At 40.1% G+C, this 19928-nt stretch carries 15 protein-coding genes and 1 pseudogene; 14 read left to right on the plus strand and 2 right to left on the minus strand.

From position 1 onward, the window contains the following. The 7 genes and pseudogenes from tmk (at position 1) to ilvE (ending at position 9166) form a co-directional block, all read left to right on the plus strand. The gene (gene tmk / locus HG567_RS07235) at positions 1 to 576 is read left to right on the plus strand and encodes a dTMP kinase (RefSeq protein ID WP_202137972.1); all 576 of its coding nucleotides are present in this window, start codon (positions 1 to 3) and stop codon (positions 574 to 576) included. Then, positions 564 to 1139, plus strand: coding sequence for a ComF family protein (locus tag HG567_RS07240; protein WP_202139660.1), 576 nt, complete (start codon positions 564 to 566; stop codon positions 1137 to 1139). Before tmk ends, HG567_RS07240 begins: the two co-directional genes overlap by 13 nt. Before the next feature lie 33 nt (positions 1140 to 1172). After that, entirely contained in the window at positions 1173 to 3212 is a 2040-nt protein-coding gene (locus HG567_RS07245) for an HsdM family class I SAM-dependent methyltransferase (RefSeq protein ID WP_202163801.1), read from the plus strand. Beyond that, positions 3209 to 4454 (plus strand): annotated as a pseudogene (locus HG567_RS07250) (restriction endonuclease subunit S). Before HG567_RS07245 ends, HG567_RS07250 begins: the two are co-directional and overlap by 4 nt. 65 nt (positions 4455 to 4519) lie before the next feature. Beyond that, on the plus strand, positions 4520 to 7231 hold the full coding sequence (polA, locus tag HG567_RS07255; RefSeq protein WP_202164032.1) for a DNA polymerase I: 2712 nt from the start codon (positions 4520 to 4522) through the stop codon (positions 7229 to 7231). A gap of 115 nt (positions 7232 to 7346) precedes the next feature. Next, positions 7347 to 8093, plus strand: coding sequence for an outer membrane protein (locus HG567_RS07260; protein WP_202139663.1), 747 nt, complete (start codon positions 7347 to 7349; stop codon positions 8091 to 8093). Between the two features lie 50 nt (positions 8094 to 8143). Beyond that, positions 8144 to 9166: a branched-chain-amino-acid transaminase gene (gene ilvE / locus HG567_RS07265; RefSeq protein WP_202139664.1), complete on the plus strand. Its 1023-nt coding sequence runs from the start codon at positions 8144 to 8146 to the stop codon at positions 9164 to 9166. Positions 9167 to 9170: 4 nt separating this feature from the next. Here the strand turns inward: ilvE and HG567_RS07270 are convergent, their stop codons facing one another. Next, positions 9171 to 9866 (minus strand): outer membrane protein, encoded by a 696-nt coding sequence (locus HG567_RS07270; protein WP_202139665.1) that lies wholly within the window; start codon positions 9864 to 9866, stop codon positions 9171 to 9173. A gap of 133 nt (positions 9867 to 9999) precedes the next feature. Between HG567_RS07270 and HG567_RS07275 the strand changes: the two genes are divergently transcribed. Genes HG567_RS07275 through HG567_RS07295 form a run of 5 tightly spaced genes read left to right on the plus strand, consistent with a single transcriptional unit; the run spans position 10000 to position 14005 of the window. After that, positions 10000 to 11133 carry an ABC transporter permease gene (locus HG567_RS07275; RefSeq protein WP_202163802.1) on the plus strand — a complete coding sequence of 378 codons (1134 nt, stop codon included), beginning with the start codon at positions 10000 to 10002 and terminating at the stop codon, positions 11131 to 11133. Further along, positions 11133 to 11918 (plus strand): ABC transporter ATP-binding protein, encoded by a 786-nt coding sequence (locus HG567_RS07280; RefSeq protein WP_025451316.1) that lies wholly within the window; start codon positions 11133 to 11135, stop codon positions 11916 to 11918. Before HG567_RS07275 ends, HG567_RS07280 begins: the two co-directional genes overlap by 1 nt. Beyond that, complete coding sequence (locus tag HG567_RS07285; RefSeq protein ID WP_000439508.1) at positions 11903 to 12718, plus strand: MlaD family protein; 816 nt, start codon at positions 11903 to 11905, stop codon at positions 12716 to 12718. Before HG567_RS07280 ends, HG567_RS07285 begins: the two co-directional genes overlap by 16 nt. Before the next feature lie 2 nt (positions 12719 to 12720). Continuing rightward, a complete protein-coding gene (locus tag HG567_RS07290) occupies positions 12721 to 13398 on the plus strand; it encodes a hypothetical protein (RefSeq protein WP_033597009.1) in 678 nt (225 codons plus the stop codon). Positions 13399 to 13417: 19 nt separating this feature from the next. Further along, entirely contained in the window at positions 13418 to 14005 is a 588-nt protein-coding gene (locus HG567_RS07295; protein ID WP_001053525.1) for an META domain-containing protein, read from the plus strand. Between the two features lie 296 nt (positions 14006 to 14301). Here HG567_RS07295 and HG567_RS07300 read toward each other — a convergent pair whose 3' ends face one another. After that, positions 14302 to 15354 carry a cytochrome-c peroxidase gene (locus HG567_RS07300; protein WP_202137980.1) on the minus strand — a complete coding sequence of 351 codons (1053 nt, stop codon included), beginning with the start codon at positions 15352 to 15354 and terminating at the stop codon, positions 14302 to 14304. A gap of 148 nt (positions 15355 to 15502) precedes the next feature. Between HG567_RS07300 and dnaE the strand changes: the two genes are divergently transcribed. Then, the gene (gene dnaE / locus HG567_RS07305) at positions 15503 to 19138 is read left to right on the plus strand and encodes a DNA polymerase III subunit alpha (protein ID WP_202163803.1); all 3636 of its coding nucleotides are present in this window, start codon (positions 15503 to 15505) and stop codon (positions 19136 to 19138) included. Continuing rightward, on the plus strand, positions 19120 to 19908 hold the full coding sequence (locus HG567_RS07310) for a pseudouridine synthase (protein ID WP_000398359.1): 789 nt from the start codon (positions 19120 to 19122) through the stop codon (positions 19906 to 19908). The genes dnaE and HG567_RS07310 overlap by 19 nt, the downstream gene beginning before the upstream one ends. Positions 19909 to 19928 lie beyond the last annotated feature (20 nt).

Below are 19928 nucleotides of genomic sequence, written 5' to 3' on the forward strand. Positions count from 1 at the left end.
ATGTATGTGGTATTAGAAGGCGTTGATGGCGTGGGCAAAAGCACTCAAGTAGGATTATTAAAAACCAGGTTTAAAAACGCCCTTTTTACCAAAGAGCCAGGGGGGACGAGAATGGGCGAAAGTTTAAGGCGTATCGCTTTAAATGAAAATATCAGCGAATTGGCTAGAGCGTTTTTATTCTTAAGCGATAGGGCTGAGCATACAGAAAGCGTGATCAAACCGGCACTAAAAGAAAAAAAGCTCATCATTAGCGACAGGAGCTTGATCTCTGGCATGGCTTATAGCCAATTTTCAAGCTTGGAATTAAACCTGCTTGCCACTCAAAGCGTCTTGCCTGAAAAAATCATTCTTTTAGTGATAGATGAAGAGGGCTTAAAACAGCGCTTAAGCCTTAAAAGTTTAGACAAAATAGAAAACCAAGGCATAGAAAAATTACTTCATATCCAGCAAAAGATCAAAACCCACGCTTATGCGCTAAGAGAAAAATTCGGGTGCGAAGTTTTGGAATTAGACGCTAAAGAAAGCGTTAAAAACTTGCACGAGAAAATCGCCGCCTTTATTGAATGCGTTGTTTAACTTGTTTGAAGCTTTCTTTCAAGCCTCTTTGCCCAAATTGCCTAAACGATCTGCCCTTAAGCTTAAGAGTAAGGGTTTTAGAGGGCGTGAGCGTGTATAGTTTTTACGCTTATAGCGAAGTAGAAGAACTCATTAAAAGCAAATACGCGCTGATTGGATCTCGCATTTTGCCCTTGCTTTCTCAAAAAGCCGGCGCGGAATTTGTGAAAATCCTGCAAGAAAAAGGCTTGAATATCCCCCTTTATGGCATCGCCATTGATGATAAAATCAAATCCTTTTACTCGCATTCCGCTGCGCTTTTAAAAGGCTTTTGTCAAGGGAATTTAAAGCCCACTTACGGGACTTTAAGAGCCACAAATACTATTTCGTATGCCGGGAAAAGCCTGGAATTTCGTGCCAATAACCCACGGGATTTCACTTTCAAAGGCGATGAAAATTTAGATTATTTTTTATTAGATGACATTATCACCACCGGCACCACTTTAAAAGAAGCCCTAAAACACCTTAAAACCCTAAACATCAAAGCACACTTTGCGATCGCGCTTTGCAGCGCGGACGAATGAGTTATAATTTTATTTTTTAAAAAGGATAAAAATATGCAAGCTTTTCGGTTAGAAGATGATGTTGATGACTATGTCAAAAAAGAATTGATTAATTTAGGGCTTATGAAAAATAAGGATTTTAATGTTAAAAGCCAAATGAGTCCTAGCCTTAAAAACGCCCTTTTGAATGCGAGTAAAACCAAAGATAAAACCTCTTATGGCGAGCCAGATTTCAGCTTAGAAAAATACACGCACCCTAAAAATAAAGGAAGCGTTATCCCTGTAATCATAGAAAACAAACTCTACGCTAAAAATTTAAAAAAGCTCAAAAACAGCGTGCTTGCAAACGATGATCATTCCATTTTAAAATTCGCCGTGAATGGGGCTTTACACTACGCTCAAAACATCTTAAGAGACAAAGAAAAATATAAAGAATGCATCGCCATAGGCATCGCCGGCGATGATGAAGAAAACCTTTTGATAGAAGTGTATTACATTTTTGCGAGCGGGATCAATTCGCACAAGCTCACTAACGCTAAAAACCTGCATTTTTTAGAAAATCAAGAATCGTTTAACGCTTTTTATAAAGAATGCACGCTCACTGAAGAGGAAAAGCATTCCATCTTAATCAAAACCAAAGCCGATCTAAACGAAACCGCTAAAAAACTCAACCGCCTGATGCATAACCACAACATCACCGCGCCTCAGCGCGTGCTATACGTGAGCGGCATGCTTTTGTCCATGCAAGAAATTAAAGGCAAAAAAGAGGGCTTAAAACCAAGCGATTTAAAAGGCGAAATAACCGACACTAGTCGTGATGGCGTTTTAGTGTTTAACCAAATTAGCGAATTTTTGAAAACCAAAAACTTGAGCGAAGAAAAACGAGATCTGATGCTCGCCAGTTTTAAAGAAATCAGTAAAGACCCGCAGCGCGATAAAATAACGAGCCTGGATAAAGCCATAAGCATGCTTTTAGAAAAAGATTCAAGCATCACTAAGCAAATTTTTACCTTTCTTTATGAGTTTGTCCATAAGCCCATTAATGAAAGCGACAATACCGGTCATTTAGACATCATGGGCGAACTTTATAGCGAATTTTTAAAATACGCTTTAGGGGATGGTAAGGAATTAGGCATTGTTTTAACCCCGCCTTATGTAACTAAAATGATGAGCGAACTTTTAGGGGTTAACGCGAAATCCTTTGTGATGGATTTAGCCGCAGGGAGCGCGGGCTTTTTAATTTCTTCTATGGTGCTAATGATTGAAGACATTGAAAAAACCTATGGTAAAAACACCACTATAGCGAACGAAAAAATCAAAAACGCAAAAACCACGCAGCTTTTAGGCGTGGAGCTTAACGCTGAAATGTTTTCTCTAGCCACCACTAACATGATTTTAAGAGGCGATGGATCAAGTTTAATCATCAAAGGCAACACTTTTGAAACTAGTAAAAAGATTTATGAAGATTTCAAGCCCAATATCCTTTTATTAAACCCTCCTTTTATCTACGAAGAAAACGGCATGCCTTTTATCAAGTTCGGGTTAGAGCACATGCAAAAAGGTGGTTTAGGTGCGATCATTATCCAAGATAGCGCAGGAAGCGGGCAAGCGTTAAAATCCAATGTTGAAATTTTAAAAAAACATTCGCTTTTAGCGAGCGTTAAAATGCCCACCGATTTATTCATGCCTCAAGCCGGGGTGCAAACCAGCGTCTATATTTTTAAAGCCCATGAGCCGCACGATTATGAAAAGCCCGTTAAATTCATAGACTTTAGAAACGATGGCTTCAAGCGCACCAAAAGAGGCTTAAATGAAACCTCTAACCCCACTAAACGCTACGAAGAAATCATTAAAATTTACAAAGCCGGCTTAAACGCTCAAGTTTCTAAAGAGCTGTGGGGCGATTTAAAAACAATCTATATTGAAGACTTTATCGCCAAGCCGTGCGAAAACAAGCATGCTAAAGACTTTAATTTTGAAGCGCACCAAAAGAATGAGACTAAACCCGAATTAGAGGATTTTAAAAGAACGATAGCCGATTACCTTTCTTATGAAGTGGGTTTGATTTTAAAAAACCAAACGCCCCCAAAGTGATTGGCCCCCTTAGTAGCCAACTCAACGCTATTAAGTGGGGCGAGTTCAAATTAGGGGATTTGTTTGAAGCGAGTAACGGCGATTTTGACATTCAAAAACGCCATATCAATCATAAGGGCGAATTTGTCATCACTGCAGGGCTTAGCAATAATGGCGTTTTAGGGCAAAGCGATATAAAAGCAAAAGTTTTTGAAAGCCATACTATCACTATTGACATGTTTGGTTGCGCGTTTTATCGCAGTTTTCCTTATAAAATGGTAACACACGCTAGGGTATTTTCTCTCAAACCTAAATTTGAAATCAACCATAAAATCGGCTTGTTTTTATCCACGCTATTTTTTGGTTACCCTAAAAAATTCGGCTATGAAAACATGTGTTCATGGGCAAAAATTAAAAACGATAAAGTCATTCTACCCCTAAAACCCACCGCTAACGCTCAAACCCTTGATGACATTGATTTTGATTTCATGGAAAAATTCATAGCCGAACTTGAGCAGTGTCGGCTCGCCGAACTTGAGCAGTGTCGGCTCGCCGAACTTCAGGCTTATTTAAAAGCTACAGGGCTAGAAAACACCACCCTTTCTAGCGATGAAGAAAATGCCCTTAATGTTTTCAATGACAAAAATTCTGGGGGGGGGTAATACCCCATGCGGCTTAACATGGCAAAGCTTCAAATTAGGGGATTTGTTTGAAATTGAAAAAACCTTAAGCTTTAACAAAGACGCTTTAACGCAAGGAGAAGATTACGATTATATTACAAGGACTTCGCAAAATCAAGGCGTTTTGCAAACCACAGGATTTGTTAATGCAGAAAATTTAAACCCACCATTTACTTGGAGTTTAGGGCTTTTGCAAATGGATTTTTTCTATCGTAAAAAATCATGGTATGCGGGACAATTCATGCGAAAAATCACGCCAAAAGCTGAAATCAAAAATAAAATTAATTCGCGCACAGCCCACTATTTCACAACGCTTTTAAACGCCTTAAAACGCCCTTTATTGAGTGTATTAGTTAGGGATATTGATAAAACTTTTAGGGAGCAAAAAATCCAACTACCCCTAAAACCCACCGCTAAAACTCAAACCCTTGAGGATATTGATTTTGATTTCATGCACACCCTAATCAACGCCCTAATGAAGCAAACCATTCAAGGCGTGGCTCAATACTGCAGCGCTAAAATCCAAGCCACAAAAGAAATCATCAGCCAAGAAACACCCGTTCAAAAAGACTCGTTATTTTGAAAGAGATGAGGTCAAGCTTGTGTTACAATAAATTTAAAATTCGCTTGATTGAAGAGGGTTGAATGATGGAGCAGCCAGTCATTAAAGAAGGGACTTTAGCGTTAATTGATACTTTTGCGTATTTGTTTAGAAGCTATTACATGAGCGCTAAAAATAAGCCTTTAACCAACGATAAGGGCTTTCCTACGGGGCTTTTAACGGGGCTTGTGGGCATGGTTAAAAAATTTTATAAAGACAGAAAAAACATGCCTTTTATCGTGTTCGCTCTAGAAAGCCAGACTAAAACGAAAAGAGCCGAAAAATTAGGCGAATACAAACAAAATCGTAAAGACGCCCCTAAAGAGATGCTTTTACAAATCCCTATCGCCTTAGAATGGTTGCAAAAAATGGGTTTTACTTGCGTGGAAATAAGCGGGTTTGAAGCCGATGACGTGATCGCAAGCCTAGCCACGCTAAGCCCTTATAAAACGCGCATTTATTCTAAAGATAAGGATTTTAACCAGCTTTTGAGCGATAAAATCGCGCTTTTTGATGGCAAAACGGAGTTTTTGGCGAAAGATTGCGTGGAAAAATACGGGATTTTGCCGAGTCAATTCACGGATTATCAAGGCATTGTGGGGGATAGCAGCGATAATTACAAGGGGATTAAAGGCATTGGGAGCAAGAACGCTAAGGAATTGTTGCAGCGATTGGGGAGTTTGGAAAAAATCTATGAAAATTTAGACTTGGCGAAAAATTTACTCAGCCCTAAAATGTATCAAGCCCTGATACAAGATAAAGGAAGCGCGTTTTTAAGCAAAGAATTAGCCACTTTAGAGAGAGAATGCATTAAAGAATTTGATTTTTTGAGTTGCGCTTTTCCTAGCGAAAACCCTTTATTGAAAATTAAAGATGAATTGAAAGAATATGGTTTTATTTCCACTTTAAGGGATTTAGAAAATTCCCCTTTAATTGTAGAAAACGCTCCTATATTAGAAAGCGCCCCTATATTAGAAAACGCCCCTATATTAGACAGCACATCCGCCTTAGAAAATGCCCCTAAAAAATCGCACTTAATCGTTTTGGAAAGCGCCGCGCCTTTGAGCGCGTTTTTAGAAAAATTAAAAAATCCTAACGCTAGGGTTTTTATGCGCTTGGTGCTAGATAAAGAAAAAAAAGTTCTGGCCCTAGCGTTTTTATTACAAGATCAAGGCTATTTTTTACCCTTAGAAGAGGCGTTATTTTCGCCCTTTTCTTTGGAGTTTTTGCAAAACGCTTTTTCTCAAATCTTACAGCATGCACAAATCGTTGGGCATGATTTAAAACCCTTATTGAGCTTTTTAAAAGCCAAATACCAGGTGTCTTTAGAAAATATCCGCATCCAAGACACTCAAATTTTAGCGTTTTTAAAGAATCCGGAAAAAGTGGGGTTTGATGAGGTTTTAAAGGAATATTTAAAAGAGGAATTAATCCCGCATGAAAAAATCAAAGATTTTAAAACAACAAGCAAGGCGGAAAAATTAGAGCAATTGGATAGGGAATTAAACGCTTTGAAGCGTTTGTGCGAGTATTTTGAAAAAGGGGGGCTAGAAGAGGGTTTGCTTGCTTTAGCTAGAGACATTGAAACGCCCTTTATGAAAGTCTTAATGGGCATGGAATTTCAAGGCTTTAAGATTGATGCGCCTTATTTCAAGCGCTTAGAGCAGGAGTTTAAAAACGAATTGCATGTTTTAGAGCGCCAAATTTTGGATCTAATCGGCGTGGATTTCAACCTCAACTCCCCCAAACAACTCAGCGAGATTTTGTATGAAAAATTAGAGCTTCCTAAAAATAAAAGCCATTCTACCGATGAAAAAAATTTGTTAAAAATCCTAGACAAGCACCCAAGTATCCCTTTGATTTTGGAATACAGGGAATTGAACAAGCTTTTTAACACTTACACCACCCCCTTATTGCGCTTAAAAGACAAAGACGATAAAATCCATACCACTTTCATCCAAACCGGCACAGCTACCGGGCGTTTAAGCTCGCATTCGCCTAATTTGCAAAATATCCCGGTGCGATCGCCTAAAGGCTTACTCATTCGTAAGGGCTTTATCGCTAGCTCTAAAGAATATTGCTTGCTAGGGGTGGATTATTCGCAGATTGAATTGCGCTTGTTAGCCCATTTCAGCCAGGATAAGGATTTAATGGAGGCGTTTTTAAAGGGGCGAGACATCCATTTAGAAACTTCTAAGGCGTTGTTTGGTGGAGATTTAGCCAAAGAAAAACGATCCATCGCTAAAAGCATTAATTTTGGGCTGGTGTATGGCATGGGGAGTAAGAAATTGAGCGAAACTTTAAACATCTCTTTAAATGAGGCTAAAAGCTACATAGAGGCGTATTTCAAACGATTCCCTAGCATTAAAGATTATTTAAACCGCATGAAAGAAGAGATCTTAAAAACTTCTAAAGCCTTCACTTTGCTTGGGCGTTATAGGGTGTTTGATTTTACCGGCGCAAATGACTATATCAAGGGCAATTATTTGCGAGAGGGCGTGAATGCGATTTTTCAAGGGAGCGCGAGTGATTTATTGAAATTGGGCATGCTCAAAGTGAGCGAGCGTTTCAAAAATAACCCTTCGGTGAGGCTGCTTTTGCAAGTGCATGACGAATTGATTTTTGAAATTGAAGAAAAAAACGCCCCAGAGTTGCAACAAGAAATCCAACGCATTCTTAATGATGAAGTGTATCCTTTGAGGGTGCCGTTAGAAACGAGCGCGTTTATCGCTAAGCGTTGGAATGAATTAAAAGGTTAGTTTTTTTAATTGAGTTTAAGAAAAAATATATTATTATTTCTTTATAAGTAATACTTAGCCATTTTAAGCTAATATAATATAGAGCGATTATCAAAAAATAAAGGGAAGAGACTGAATGTTGAAAAGAATTATATTGTTAGGGGCTTTGGGTGTTTTAGCGAGCGCTGAAGAGAGCGCGGCTTTTGTGGGAGTCAATTACCAGGTGAGCATGATACAAAATCAGACTAAAATGGTGAATGACAACGGCTTGCAAAAGCCTTTGATAAAGTTCCCGCCTTACGCAGGAGCGGGTTTTGAAGTGGGCTATAAGCAATTTTTCGGTAAGAAAAAATGGTTTGGCATGCGTTATTATGGGTTTTTTGACTACGCGCACAACCGCTTTGGCGTGATGAAAAAGGGTATTCCGGTGGGCGATAGCGGGTTTATTTACAATAGCTTTAGTTTTGGAGGGAATACTTTAACGGAGAGGGAGTCTTATCAAGGGCAATACTATGTCAATTTATTCACTTATGGTGTAGGGTTGGATACGCTGTGGAATTTTGTGAATAAAGAAAACATGGTTTTTGGTTTTGTGGTGGGGATCCAATTAGCCGGGGATAGTTGGGCAACGAGCATCAGTAAAGAGATCGCTAATTATGCAAAACACCACAGCAATTCCAGTTATAGCCCGGCCAATTTCCAGTTTTTATGGAAATTTGGGATCCGCACCCATATCGCTAAACACAATAGCCTAGAATTAGGGATTAAAGTGCCTACGATCACGCACCGGCTTTTCTCTCTTACCAACGAAAAGGGATACACCTTACAGGCTGATGTGCGTAGAGTCTATGCGTTTCAAATCAGTTACTTGAGGGATTTTTAACCCCTTTTTAGATACAATCACACCTAAAACCATCCATTTAAAGGTGTGAAATGGCAAATTTAGAAAATTTAGACTGGAAAAATCTAGGCTTTAGTTACATTAAAACGGATTTTCGCTTCATCGCTAGTTATAAAAACGGCTCTTGGTCGCATGGCGAATTGGTTAGCGAAAATGCATTACAAATCAGCGAAGGATCGCCGGTCTTGCACTACGGGCAGGCTTGTTTTGAAGGCTTGAAGGCTTACCGCTCTCAAAAGGGGAAGGCTTTACTCTTCCGCCCTTTAGAAAACGCCAAACGCTTGCAAACTTCATGCGAAAGACTGCTCATGCCTAAAGTGAGCGAAGAGCTGTTTTTAAGGGCATGCACTGAAGTAATAAAAGCGAATCAAAAATGGCTCGCTCCTTATAAAAGCGGGGCGAGTTTGTATTTGCGCCCTTTTGTCATAGGCGTAGGGGATAATTTGGGGGTGAAGCCGGCTAATGAATACCTTTTTATCGTGTTTTGCGCGCCTGTGGGGGCGTATTTTAAGGGGGGTATAGAAAAAGGAGGGGCTAGGTTTATCACTACGATTTTTGATAGGGCCGCGCCTAAAGGCACCGGTGGGGTGAAAGTGGGAGGGAATTATGCTGCAAGCCTGTTAGCCCATAAAATGGCCACAGAGCAAGGCTATGATGATTGCATTTATTTAGATCCTGCCACGCACACTAAGATTGAAGAAGTGGGGGCGGCGAATTTTTTTGGCATCACGCATGATAACGCCTTTATCACCCCGCATTCGCCAAGCATTCTGCCAAGCATTACCAAAAAAAGCTTGATGGTTTTGGCTAAAGAATATTTGAACCTCAACATAGAAGAGAGGGAAATCCTAATGGATGAGTTGGGCACGTTTAAAGAAGCTGGAGCGTGCGGGACAGCTGCAATCATTACGCCCATTAAAGAAATCACGCACAATAACAAGTCTTATTTTTTTGAAGCGCCGGGCCATATTACTAAACAACTCTATGACTTGCTTTTATCCATCCAGCAAGGCGAACAAGAAGCCCCCAAAGATTGGATTTTTGAAGTTGGCTAAAAGGTTAAAATTTATAGCTGTATGCCGCATAAAATAAGGGCGAAGTCTCAAAGCGTTTGGAGCTAGAAAGCAATCTGGCGGTGGGTAAGATTTTAAACCCTAATTCAATGCGGTGTCTTAAAAAAAGCGTGAGCATAACCCCCCCATTAATCGCCAAGCCCCCTGAAACCACCGAATGTTTAAAAAACTTGAAATTTTGCTTGTCTGTATAAACGACTAAAGCCCCTCTAGCTCCCCCAAACGCCCCTAAATAATGCTTATAACTCCCTAGAGGAAATTCCATGATCACATCCAAACCCACCGCAAGCATGGTAAAAAAAGAGTTGGTAGGATCTTTATAGCTTTGGTAATTCACTTTTCCTGACCCAAGATCCCATGCAAAAACCCCCCTGATCCCAATATATTTTTTAAAAAAACTTTGCACGCCGGTTTTTAAATTGAGCGTTGCAATCCAATCTTTCATTTCCTTGCCTTGATAGTCCTTAATGGCCTCTACAGCGCCAAACCCTCCTAAAAAATACCACCCGCTTTTTTTGCGCGTGAGCTTTTGGCGGTTAATGATGCTTCTATAGAGCTTTTCATGGGCTTCTTGGTAATTTTTTTTAGGGGTTTTATTATGCAAAATAGGCATGGCTTTAAGGGGCGGAATAACAAATCCCCCTATTAAGAAAACGCCAAAAAAAATGATTTTTTTAAACATTTTAAAAATAACTAATCCTTTATTAAACAGAACATTGTTTAACTTTTTGTTTTATCATTGTGTTAAAATAGCCATTTTAACAAACAAAATTTTGTTAATAGATTTTACCTAATCTGAGAGAGAATATATTTTAATGAAGACAGAGAAACAAAAATTTTTAGAGATGCGTAAAGATGGGGCGAACTCTGTGCTGATTTTAAGAGGGGATTGGGATTTTAAAACGAGCGTGTTTCGTTTAGATGAGTTGAAAAAAAATTTATTAGATCATCAAGGGTCTTTAAAAATGGATTTTTCAGGGTGCCAAAAAGTGGATTTTGTTTTTGGCATGTTTTTATTTGATTTAGTTAGGGAGCGTTCTTTAAACATTGAATTGTGCAACGTGAGCGAGAATAACGCTTGCGCTTTGAAAGTGGTTAAAGATTGGCTTGAAAAAGAAGACGATTTGGAATCTAAAAAAGCGGGCAAAAAATACGAACTCATGATCACTAAATTGGGTAAGAGTATCGTAGAGACTTACAACACCTTTTTAAACGCGTTCAATTTTTGTGGCATGATTTTATTCTACTTTATTAAAAGCGTTTTCAACCCCAAACGCTTTTGCATCACTCCTTTGCTCTATCACATCAATGAATCCGGGTTTAAGGTTTTGCCAGTGAGTATTTTAACGGTGTTTATCGTGGGGTTTGCCGTTGCTTTACAAGGGGTTTTGCAATTACAAGAACTGGGCGCGCCTTTAATGTCGGTGGAAATGACGGCTAAACTCGCTTTAAGAGAGATCGGCCCTTTTATTTTAACCCTTGTGGTTGCTGGGAGGAGCGCGAGCAGTTTTACCGCGCAAATTGGGGTGATGAAGATCACTGAAGAATTAGACGCAATGAAAACCATGGGCTTTAACCCTTTTGAATTTTTAGTGTTGCCTAGGGTGTTAGCCTTAGTGATTGTTTTGCCTTTATTGGTGTTTATTGCCGATGCGTTCGCCATTCTTGGGGGCATGTTTGCAATTAAATACCAATTGGATTTGGGCTTCCCAAGTTATATAGACAGACTGCATGACACAGTGGGTTGGAATCATTTTTTGGTAGGGATTGTCAAAGCCCCTTTTTGGGGGTTTGCGATTGCGATGGTAGGGTGCATGCGCGGGTTTGAAGTCAAGGGGGATACTGAGAGCATTGGGCGCTTGACCACTATTAGCGTCGTGAACGCGTTGTTTTGGATCATTTTCTTAGACGCTATTTTTTCTATCATCTTTTCTAAGTTGAACATATAATGAACGCTATTAACAATCAAGTCTTAATTGAAGTGAAGGATCTCCATAGTGCTTTTGGGAGCACCATTATCCATAGGGGCGTGAGTTTTAGCGTGCATAAAGGCGAAGTGATGGCGATTTTAGGGGGTTCAGGGAGCGGTAAAAGCACGCTTTTAAGGTGCATGATCTTGCTCAATCGCCCTACAAAGGGGGAAGTGTTGCTTTTTGGGGAAGATATATGGAAACTCAAAGAAAGAGAGCAGCAAAAGATTTTTAACCGCTGCGGGATTTGCTTCCAGTTTGGTGCACTCTATAGCTCTCTAACCGTTTTAGAAAATGTGGGCGTGATGCTAGAGCAATACGGCACTTATTCTAAAAAAATTGTTGAAGAAATTTCTAAAATGTGGATTGAAAAAGTGGGTTTGCCCCCTAGGGCTTACCACCTTTACCCCTATGAATTGAGCGGGGGGATGAAAAAGCGCGTGGGTATAGCAAGGGCCATGGCAACTAATCCGGAAATCTTATTTTTAGATGAGCCAACAAGCGGGCTGGATCCTTATAGCGCGGGCAAATTTGATGAACTCATCATGACACTCAAAGAGAGCTTGCAGCTTACGGTGGTGATGATCACGCATGATTTAGACTCCGTGCATGATTGCGTGGATCGATTTATCATGCTCAAAGACGGGCTATTAGAATTTAATGGGGATTTAAAGGATTTTATTAAAAAGGCTCAAACTCAAGGGCTAGATGAAGGCAATTTATTCAATTCAACACGAGGAGAGAAATTTTGGAAAGGCATGTGAATTACACTTTAATCGGCGGGCTCTTCTTTTTATGCTTGGTTTGCATGGTGGGTTTTATTTTATGGCTAGGCCATTTGGGCTTAGATGACGGAAAGTATTATGAATACGTGGTCTATACGGACAAAGACTTGGGAGGCATTGCGACCAACTCGCCCATTAATTACAAAGGGATTCAAGTGGGTAATGTCATCAAAGTGGGTTTTGCAAAGGATAAAGTGGGGGTGGTCCGTTTGGATTTGATGATTAAATCCAGCGTTAAGATCCGCAAAGACTCCAAAGTGGCGGTTTCTTCTAGAGGGTTTATGGGGTTAAAATTTTTAGCCTTAGAGCAAAGCCACAATGAAGAATTTTATGGTAGTGGCGATAAGGGGGAGCGGATTTTAATCTTTAAAGAAGGGCTTATGGATCGCTTGAGCGGTGATGCTAATCAAGTGGTGCAAGAAGTGATGAAAGCGATTAGGAATGTGAATAGGATTTTAGACGATGAAAATGTGGAGAAATTCAAGCACATTCTCGCTTCAGTAGATGATCTCATCGCTAACTTGGATTCAAGAAAGACTCAATTTGATTCGCTAATCAGCAACGCTAACAACCTTGTTTCTAATGTCAATAACGTGGCTTTAGATGTGGATAAGCGCCTAAAACAAGGGCAATACGACTTTAAAGCGATGTTTACTCCCTTAATCATGCAAGCGCAGTTGAGCTTAAGAAACATTGATAATTTTGTGGAAAAAGGCTCTGCTTTGATAGACAAATTTGACGCTAACCCCTATAAAACGATTTTTGGAGAAAGGAAATAACCATGAGAGCTACGGCGATAAAAATCTTTTCATTCTCATCAGCACTCGCCCTATTGCTTCAGGGTTGCTTGAGCATCAATTTAAAACAAATGCTGCCAGAAATCAGAACTTATGATTTGAATGCGAGTTCTTTTGAAATGACGCAATGCCCTAAACCTTTGACTGAAGTGAGACTCATTAGTATTTTGAGCGCGGATTTATTCAACACTAAAGAGATCGTGTTTAAAGCGCAAGACGGGCAGATCACGCATGGGAAGCACCAAAAATGGATAGACTTGCCTCGCAACATGCTAAAAACCATGTTCATGCAAGAAGCGCAAAAAGCATGCTTAGGCGTGGCTTTGCCCCCTTATGGCGCGGGCGCACCCACTTATGCGGTCCGTTTTACGATTTTATCGTTTTCTCTTTTAGAAAAAGAAAATTCTACCTATAGGGCGGAATTTGCACTAGGCTATGACATTAGCGTGAAAGGCGATTCGCATTCTGGAGTGATCATTAAGCATGAAAATATTTCTAGCTTGGAAAATAAAACGACCAAAACGAGTAAAAATGGCAATCAAGATTTTCAAGAAAGCGCGATACAATCCCTCCAACATGTCAGCACGCAAGCGATGCAAGAAGCGATTTCTTTGATTAAAAAAGCCATTGAAGCGCAAAGCGTAAGCCCGTTAAAAAAATAAAACATCAAGGAGGAGTTGTTTGAATTTACGATTGGCTGGAGCAAGCGTTTTAACGGCTTGTGTCTTTTCGGGGTGTTTTTTTTTAAAAATGTTTGACAAAAAACTTTCTAGTAACGATTGGCATATCCAAAAAGTAGAAATGAACCATCAAGTCTATGACATTGAAACCATGCTCGCTGATAGCGCTTTTAGAGAGCATGAAGAAGAGCAAGATTCCTCTCTAAATACCGCTTTGCCTGAAGATAAAACAGCGATTGAAGCCAAAGAGCAGGAGCAAAAAGAAAAAAGAAAACACTGGTATGAGCTTTTTAAAAAGAAGCCCAAGCCTAAAAGCTCTATGGGAGAGTTTGTGTTTGATCAAAAAGAAAATCGTATTTATGGCAAAGGCTATTGCAACCGGTATTTTGCCAGCTATGTATGGCAAGGCGATAGGCACATTGGGATTGAAGATAGCGGGATTTCAAGAAAAGTGTGTAAAGATGAGCATTTGATGGCGTTTGAATTGGAATTTATGGAGAATTTTAAGGGTAATTTTACGGTAACTAAGGGCAAAGACACGCTTATTTTAGACAACCAAAAAATGAAAATTTATTTGAAAACGCCTTGAGTTTATGTTTTGTGTTTTAAATGCGATCTAAAATCAAAAAAACATTCTAAATGATAAAGAGATTAAAAAATTTTTAAAAAATAGGAGTAAAACTCATTCTTTTAAGAGGATAGGGGTATTTTGAAACAATTCTCCCCCTACAACCCTCCAACTAAATCCCTCTAAACCCCACAAAGATCGCTTTTTAAGGGATTGTCGCTTGTTTTTTGAAAGCTTTTTTATTATTTTGATTGCAAAAGATGCTTTGAGCGTTTTTTAGATTTGGCGTCAAAGCCCCCTAAAAGGACTTTTTAAAATCAAAAAGAGGGTTTAGGGGTTTTGTCTGTCATTATGGGGAGTTCTGGATAGAGTATTTTAGGTTTTTTACCCTTTAAGGCTTCAAAGAAAGTTTCAATTTTTTTCGCTTCTGCATCGCTGATTTCAATGCCTAACTGGATAGAGCCCATTTCTTTAATCGCATCCTTGACATCCCAAAATTGCCCGTTATGAAAATAAGGCATCGTTTCGGTGATATTCCTTAAAGTAGGCACTTTCACAAGCCCGTTTTTATCGCCTTTGAAATCGCCCACATTAGCGAATTTATAAGGTTTGACCACCCCAAAAGGCTGCATCGTTCCCCCAAGATTGATGCCGTTATGGCAAGCCACACAGCCTTTAGAAATGAATAAATCCAGCCCCTCTTTTTCGGCTTTACTGAGCGCTTTAGGATTGCCCCTTAAAAAATCATCGTAACGGCTTGGGGTAATAAGCGTGGCTTCAAACATAGCGATACTATCAGCGATCAATTTAAAATCAATTTTGACTTTAGAGCCATAAGCTTTTCTAAAGAGTTTGACATAGCCTGGCATGGAATTGATTTTTTCTACCACCACTTTAGGATCAGCACCCATTTCAAAAGAAGATTGGATCGGCCCTTGCGCTTGTTCGTTTAAATGCGTAACCCTACCATCCCAAAACTGCACATCGTTAAACACAGAGTTATACACCGTTGGGGAACTTAAAAGGTGGGGGTTTTTCTTCCATTGAGAGCCTACCGCACTTGGGACTAAATCCACCCCGCCTAAGCCCAGATTATGGCATGTGTTGCAAGACACGAGGTAGGAAGTGGAAATCCTAGGGTCAAAATAGAGCATTTTGCCTAATTCCACTTGAGCGGAGGTCATGATCTCGCTGTTTTTGGTGCCAATACCCACATCTCTGGTTTTTTTGATCTGGTATTCTTTGAGCGCTTTGCCCATAGGCATGGGTTCTAACTGGCTTTCCCTCGCTTTTTTAATCAATTCTAAATCGTTCAAGGCATAAACGCAAGAAAAAGCCAGGCAAACGCCCAATAAAACGGATTTTTTCATGATGAACTCCTAAAATAGCGTTAAAAATAAGACAAAACTTTCTTATTATAACCACCATTTTAAAATAATTCACCACTAAATAATCTAATAAAGAGTTTTTTAAAGAGCGATAGGTATAATGGCGTTAAATCCAAATAAGGGTTATAAGATGAAAGAGAATAAAGCTTTTACGCATTTGCACTTGCACACAGAATATTCGCTTTTAGACGGGGCGAACAAGATTAAAATCTTAGCCAAGCGCATTAAAGAATTGGGCATGAAAAGCGTGAGCGTAACTGATCATGGGAACATGTTTGGAGCGATTGATTTTTATACGAGCATGAAGAAAGAAGGCATTAAGCCTATCATCGGCATGGAAGCGTATATCCATAATGATGACAACCTTTCTAGCAAAGAGACCAAGCAGCGTTTCCATTTGTGCCTGTTCGCTAAAAACCAAGAGGGCTATGAAAATTTGATGTTCTTAAGCTCTATGGCGTATTTAGAGGGGTTTTATTACTTCCCGCGCATCAATAAAAAGCTTCTAAGGGAGCATTCTAAGGGCATTATCGCTTCTAGCGCGTGCTTGCAAGGGGAAGTCAATTACCATTTGAATACTCATAATGAGAGAAACCGCAAGTATGGGGCTAAAGGCTATGATGAAGCCAAAAAAATCGCTTGCGAATACCAAGAGATTTTTGAAGACGACTTTTATTTAGAAATCATGCGCCATGGCATTTTAGATCAGCGATTCATTGATGAGCAGGTCATTAAAATGTCTTTAGAAACAGGGTTAAAAATCATTGCCACCAACGACACCCACTACACCATGCCTAATGATGCCAAAGCTCAAGAAGTGGCGATGTGCGTAGCGATGGGTAAAACCCTAAACGATAAGGGGCGCTTGAAACATTCCGTGCATGAGTTTTATATTAAGTCCCCTGAAGAAATGGCAAAGCTCTTTGCAGATATTCCAGAAGCTTTAGAAAACACCCAAGAAATCGCTGATAAATGCGTTTTAGAGATTGATTTAAAAGACGATAAAAAGAACCCCCCAACCCCCCCAAGCTTCAAATTCACTAAAGTTTACGCTAAAGAAGAGGGGCTGAGTTTTGAAGATGACGCTTCTTATTTTGCCCATAAGGCTAGAGAGGGCTTGAAAGAGCGCTTAATCTTAGTACCAAAAGAAAAGCATGATCAATACCAAGAACGCTTAGAAAAAGAAATTGAAGTCATTACGAGCATGAAATTCCCAGGGTATATGCTGATCGTGTGGGATTTTATCCGTTACGCTAAAGAAATGGGCATTCCTGTGGGGCCTGGTAGGGGGAGCGCGGCCGGGAGCTTGGTGGCTTTTGCTTTAAAAATCACGGATATTGACCCTTTGAAATACGATTTGCTCTTTGAAAGGTTTTTAAACCCTGAAAGAATCAGCATGCCTGATATTGATACGGATTTTTGCCAGCGCCGGCGTAAAGAAATCATAGAATACATGATTGAAAAATACGGCAAATACAATGTGGCTCAGGTCATCACCTTTAATAAGATGTTGGCTAAAGGCGTGATCAGAGATGTCGCAAGGGTTTTAGACATGCCTTATAAGGAGGCGGATGATTTTGCCAAACTCATCCCTAATCGCTTAGGTATCACGCTTAAGGGCTATGAAAAAAATGGCGAGTTCATAGAGGGAGCGTGGGAATTAGAGCCTAAAATCAAGGAATTAGTAGAGAGCAATGACACCGCCAGACAAGTGTGGGAGTATTCGCTCAATTTAGAGAATTTAAACCGCAACGCAGGCGTGCATGCCGCAGCTTTAGTGGTGGATAGCCAAAAAGAGTTGTGGCACAAAACCCCTTTGTTTGCCTCTGAAAAGACCGGCGGTATCGTTACGCAGTATTCCATGAAGTATTTAGAGCCGGTGGATTTGATCAAGTTTGACTTCTTGGGGCTTAAAACCTTGACCGTGATTGATGATGCGCTTAAAATCATTAAAACGCAGCATAACATTGATGTGGATTTTTTATCGCTGGATATGGACGATCCGAAAGTGTATAAAACGATCCAAAGCGGGGATACGGTGGGGATCTTCCAGATTGAATCCGGAATGTTTCAAGGGCTTAACAAGCGCTTAAGGCCTTCAAGCTTTGAAGACATTATCGCCATTATCGCGCTAGGCAGACCGGGACCTATGGAATCAGGCATGGTAGATGATTTTGTCAATAGAAAGCATGGCGTTGAGCCTATCGCTTATGCGTTTAAAGAATTAGAGCCGATTTTAAAGCCCACTTACGGCACGATCGTCTATCAGGAGCAAGTGATGCAAATCGTGCAAACTATCGGTGGTTTCAGTTTGGGTGAAGCGGATCTCATCCGTCGCGCTATGGGGAAAAAAGACGCTCAAATCATGGCGGACAATAAGGCTAAGTTTGTAGAAGGCGCTAAAAATTTAGGGCATGATGGCCAAAAGGCGGCTAATTTGTGGGATTTGATCGTTAAATTTGCCGGCTATGGTTTCAACAAATCGCATTCAGCCGCTTATGCGATGATCACTTTCCAAACGGCGTATTTAAAGACTTATTACAAGCATGAGTTCATGGCAGCGATGCTCACTAGCGAATCCAATAAGATCGAATCCGTGGCGCGCTATATTGATGAGGTCAGGGCTTTAGAAATTGAAGTGATGCCTCCGCACATCAATTCTTCCATGCAAGATTTCAGCGTGGCGGAGTTTAAAGATCAAAAGGGCGAGCCAGAAAAGAAAATCGTGTTTGGTTTAGGAGCGATCAAAGGGGTTGGGGGTGAGCCGATTAAAAACATCATTGAAGAAAGGGCTAAAGGGGATTATAAGAGTTTAGAAGATTTCATTTCACGGGTGGATTTTTCTAAACTCACTAAAAAATCTTTAGAGCCATTAGTGAAATCAGGGAGCTTGGATAATTTAGGCTACACTAGAAAAACCATGCTCGCTAACTTGGATTTGATCTGTGATGCCGGGCGCGCTAAAGACAAAGCTAATGAAATGATGCAAGGGGGTAACTCCCTTTTTGGAGCCATGGGGGGCGGAATTAAAGAGCAGGTTATTTTAGACATGATTGATTTGGGCGAGCATGACGCTAAAACGCTTTTAGAATGCGAATACGAGACTTTAGGAATCCATGTTTCAGGCAATCCCTTAGACGAGTTTAAAGAAGAAATTAAGGGCTTTAAAAATTTAGTCAAAAGCATTGATATTGAAGAATTAGAAATCGGCTCGCAAGCTTATTTGCTGGGTAAAATCATGGAGGTTAAAAAGAAAATTGGCAAACGAAGCGGTAAGCCTTATGGCACAGCGGACATTTTAGACAGATACGGCAAGTTTGAACTCATGCTGTTTGAAAAGCAATTGAGTGCTTTAGAAGAGTTGGATATTAATAAGCCTTTAGTGTTTAAATGCAAGATTGAAGAGCAAGAAGAAGTCGCGCGATTAAGGCTTTTTGAAATCTTGGATTTAGAGAGCGCTAGAGAGGTTAAAATCCCTAAAGCCCGCTATAAAGACCCTGAAAAGCAAAAAGAAGACGTGCGCGAAATCCCCCCCATGGAAATACTCGCCTCCAGCTCTTGCTCTTTAGCGATCGTGTTAGAAAACGATGTGAAAAAAGAGTTTTTAAGACAAATCAAAGAGAGCGCTCTAAAACACCAGGGCAAACGCCCCTTGTATTTGATCATCAAAGATAAGGATAAGCAATTCAAAATCCAAAGCGATCTAATGGTAAATGAAAAGATTAAGGATGATTTTAAAGAATTAGAGTGGAGGGATTTAGCTTGAGGATCAACCAATTTTTAGCCCATTACACCAAGCATTCCAGAAGAGAGGCTGAAAAATTGGTTTTAGAGGGGCGGGTGAAAATCAACCATGAGCATGCCAAACTCGCTAGCGTGGTTAAAGAAAACGACAAGGTGTTTTTAGACAAACGACTCATCAAGCCCTTAAAAAACAAAAAATTCAGCGTGCTGGTTTATCACAAGCCAAAGGGCGAATTGGTGAGTAAAGCCGATCCCTTAAAACGGCGCGTGATTTATGAAAGCTTGGAGAAAAAATACGCCCATTTTGCGCCGGTGGGGCGTTTGGATTTTGCGAGCGAGGGGGTGCTATTATTAAGCGATAGTAAGGCGGTGGTGAGCGCTTTAATGCATGCGAATTTAGAAAAAGAGTATCTTGTTAAAATTCAAGGTTTTGTTACAAGAGAGATGGAAAACGCCATGCAAGAGGGCTTGAAATTAAAAAACGCTACTAAGGGAGCACACCAAAAAACCCCCATTAAAAGCATGGAATTTGCCCCCTTTATTGGTTATGAAATCATCAAAAACCATGCCAAATATTCTAAACTGAGAGTCATTATTAATGAGGGGAAAAACAGAGAATTGAGGCGTTTTTTTGCGTTTTTTAACGCTGGAGTGTTGGATTTAAGGCGCGTTCGTTATGGTTTTGTGAATTTGAATGCCTTGCCGGTAGGGAAAATGCGGTTTTTAAACCGCCAAGAATACAATGAGTTGCATGCGTTTATGGCTAATAGGGCTAATACTAAAGGGGATTAGCGCTTGAGTTATGCTATACT

Origin of the sequence: Helicobacter pylori, assembly GCF_016755635.1 — a bacterium.
Classification (GTDB): Bacteria; Campylobacterota; Campylobacteria; order Campylobacterales; family Helicobacteraceae; genus Helicobacter; species Helicobacter pylori_CQ.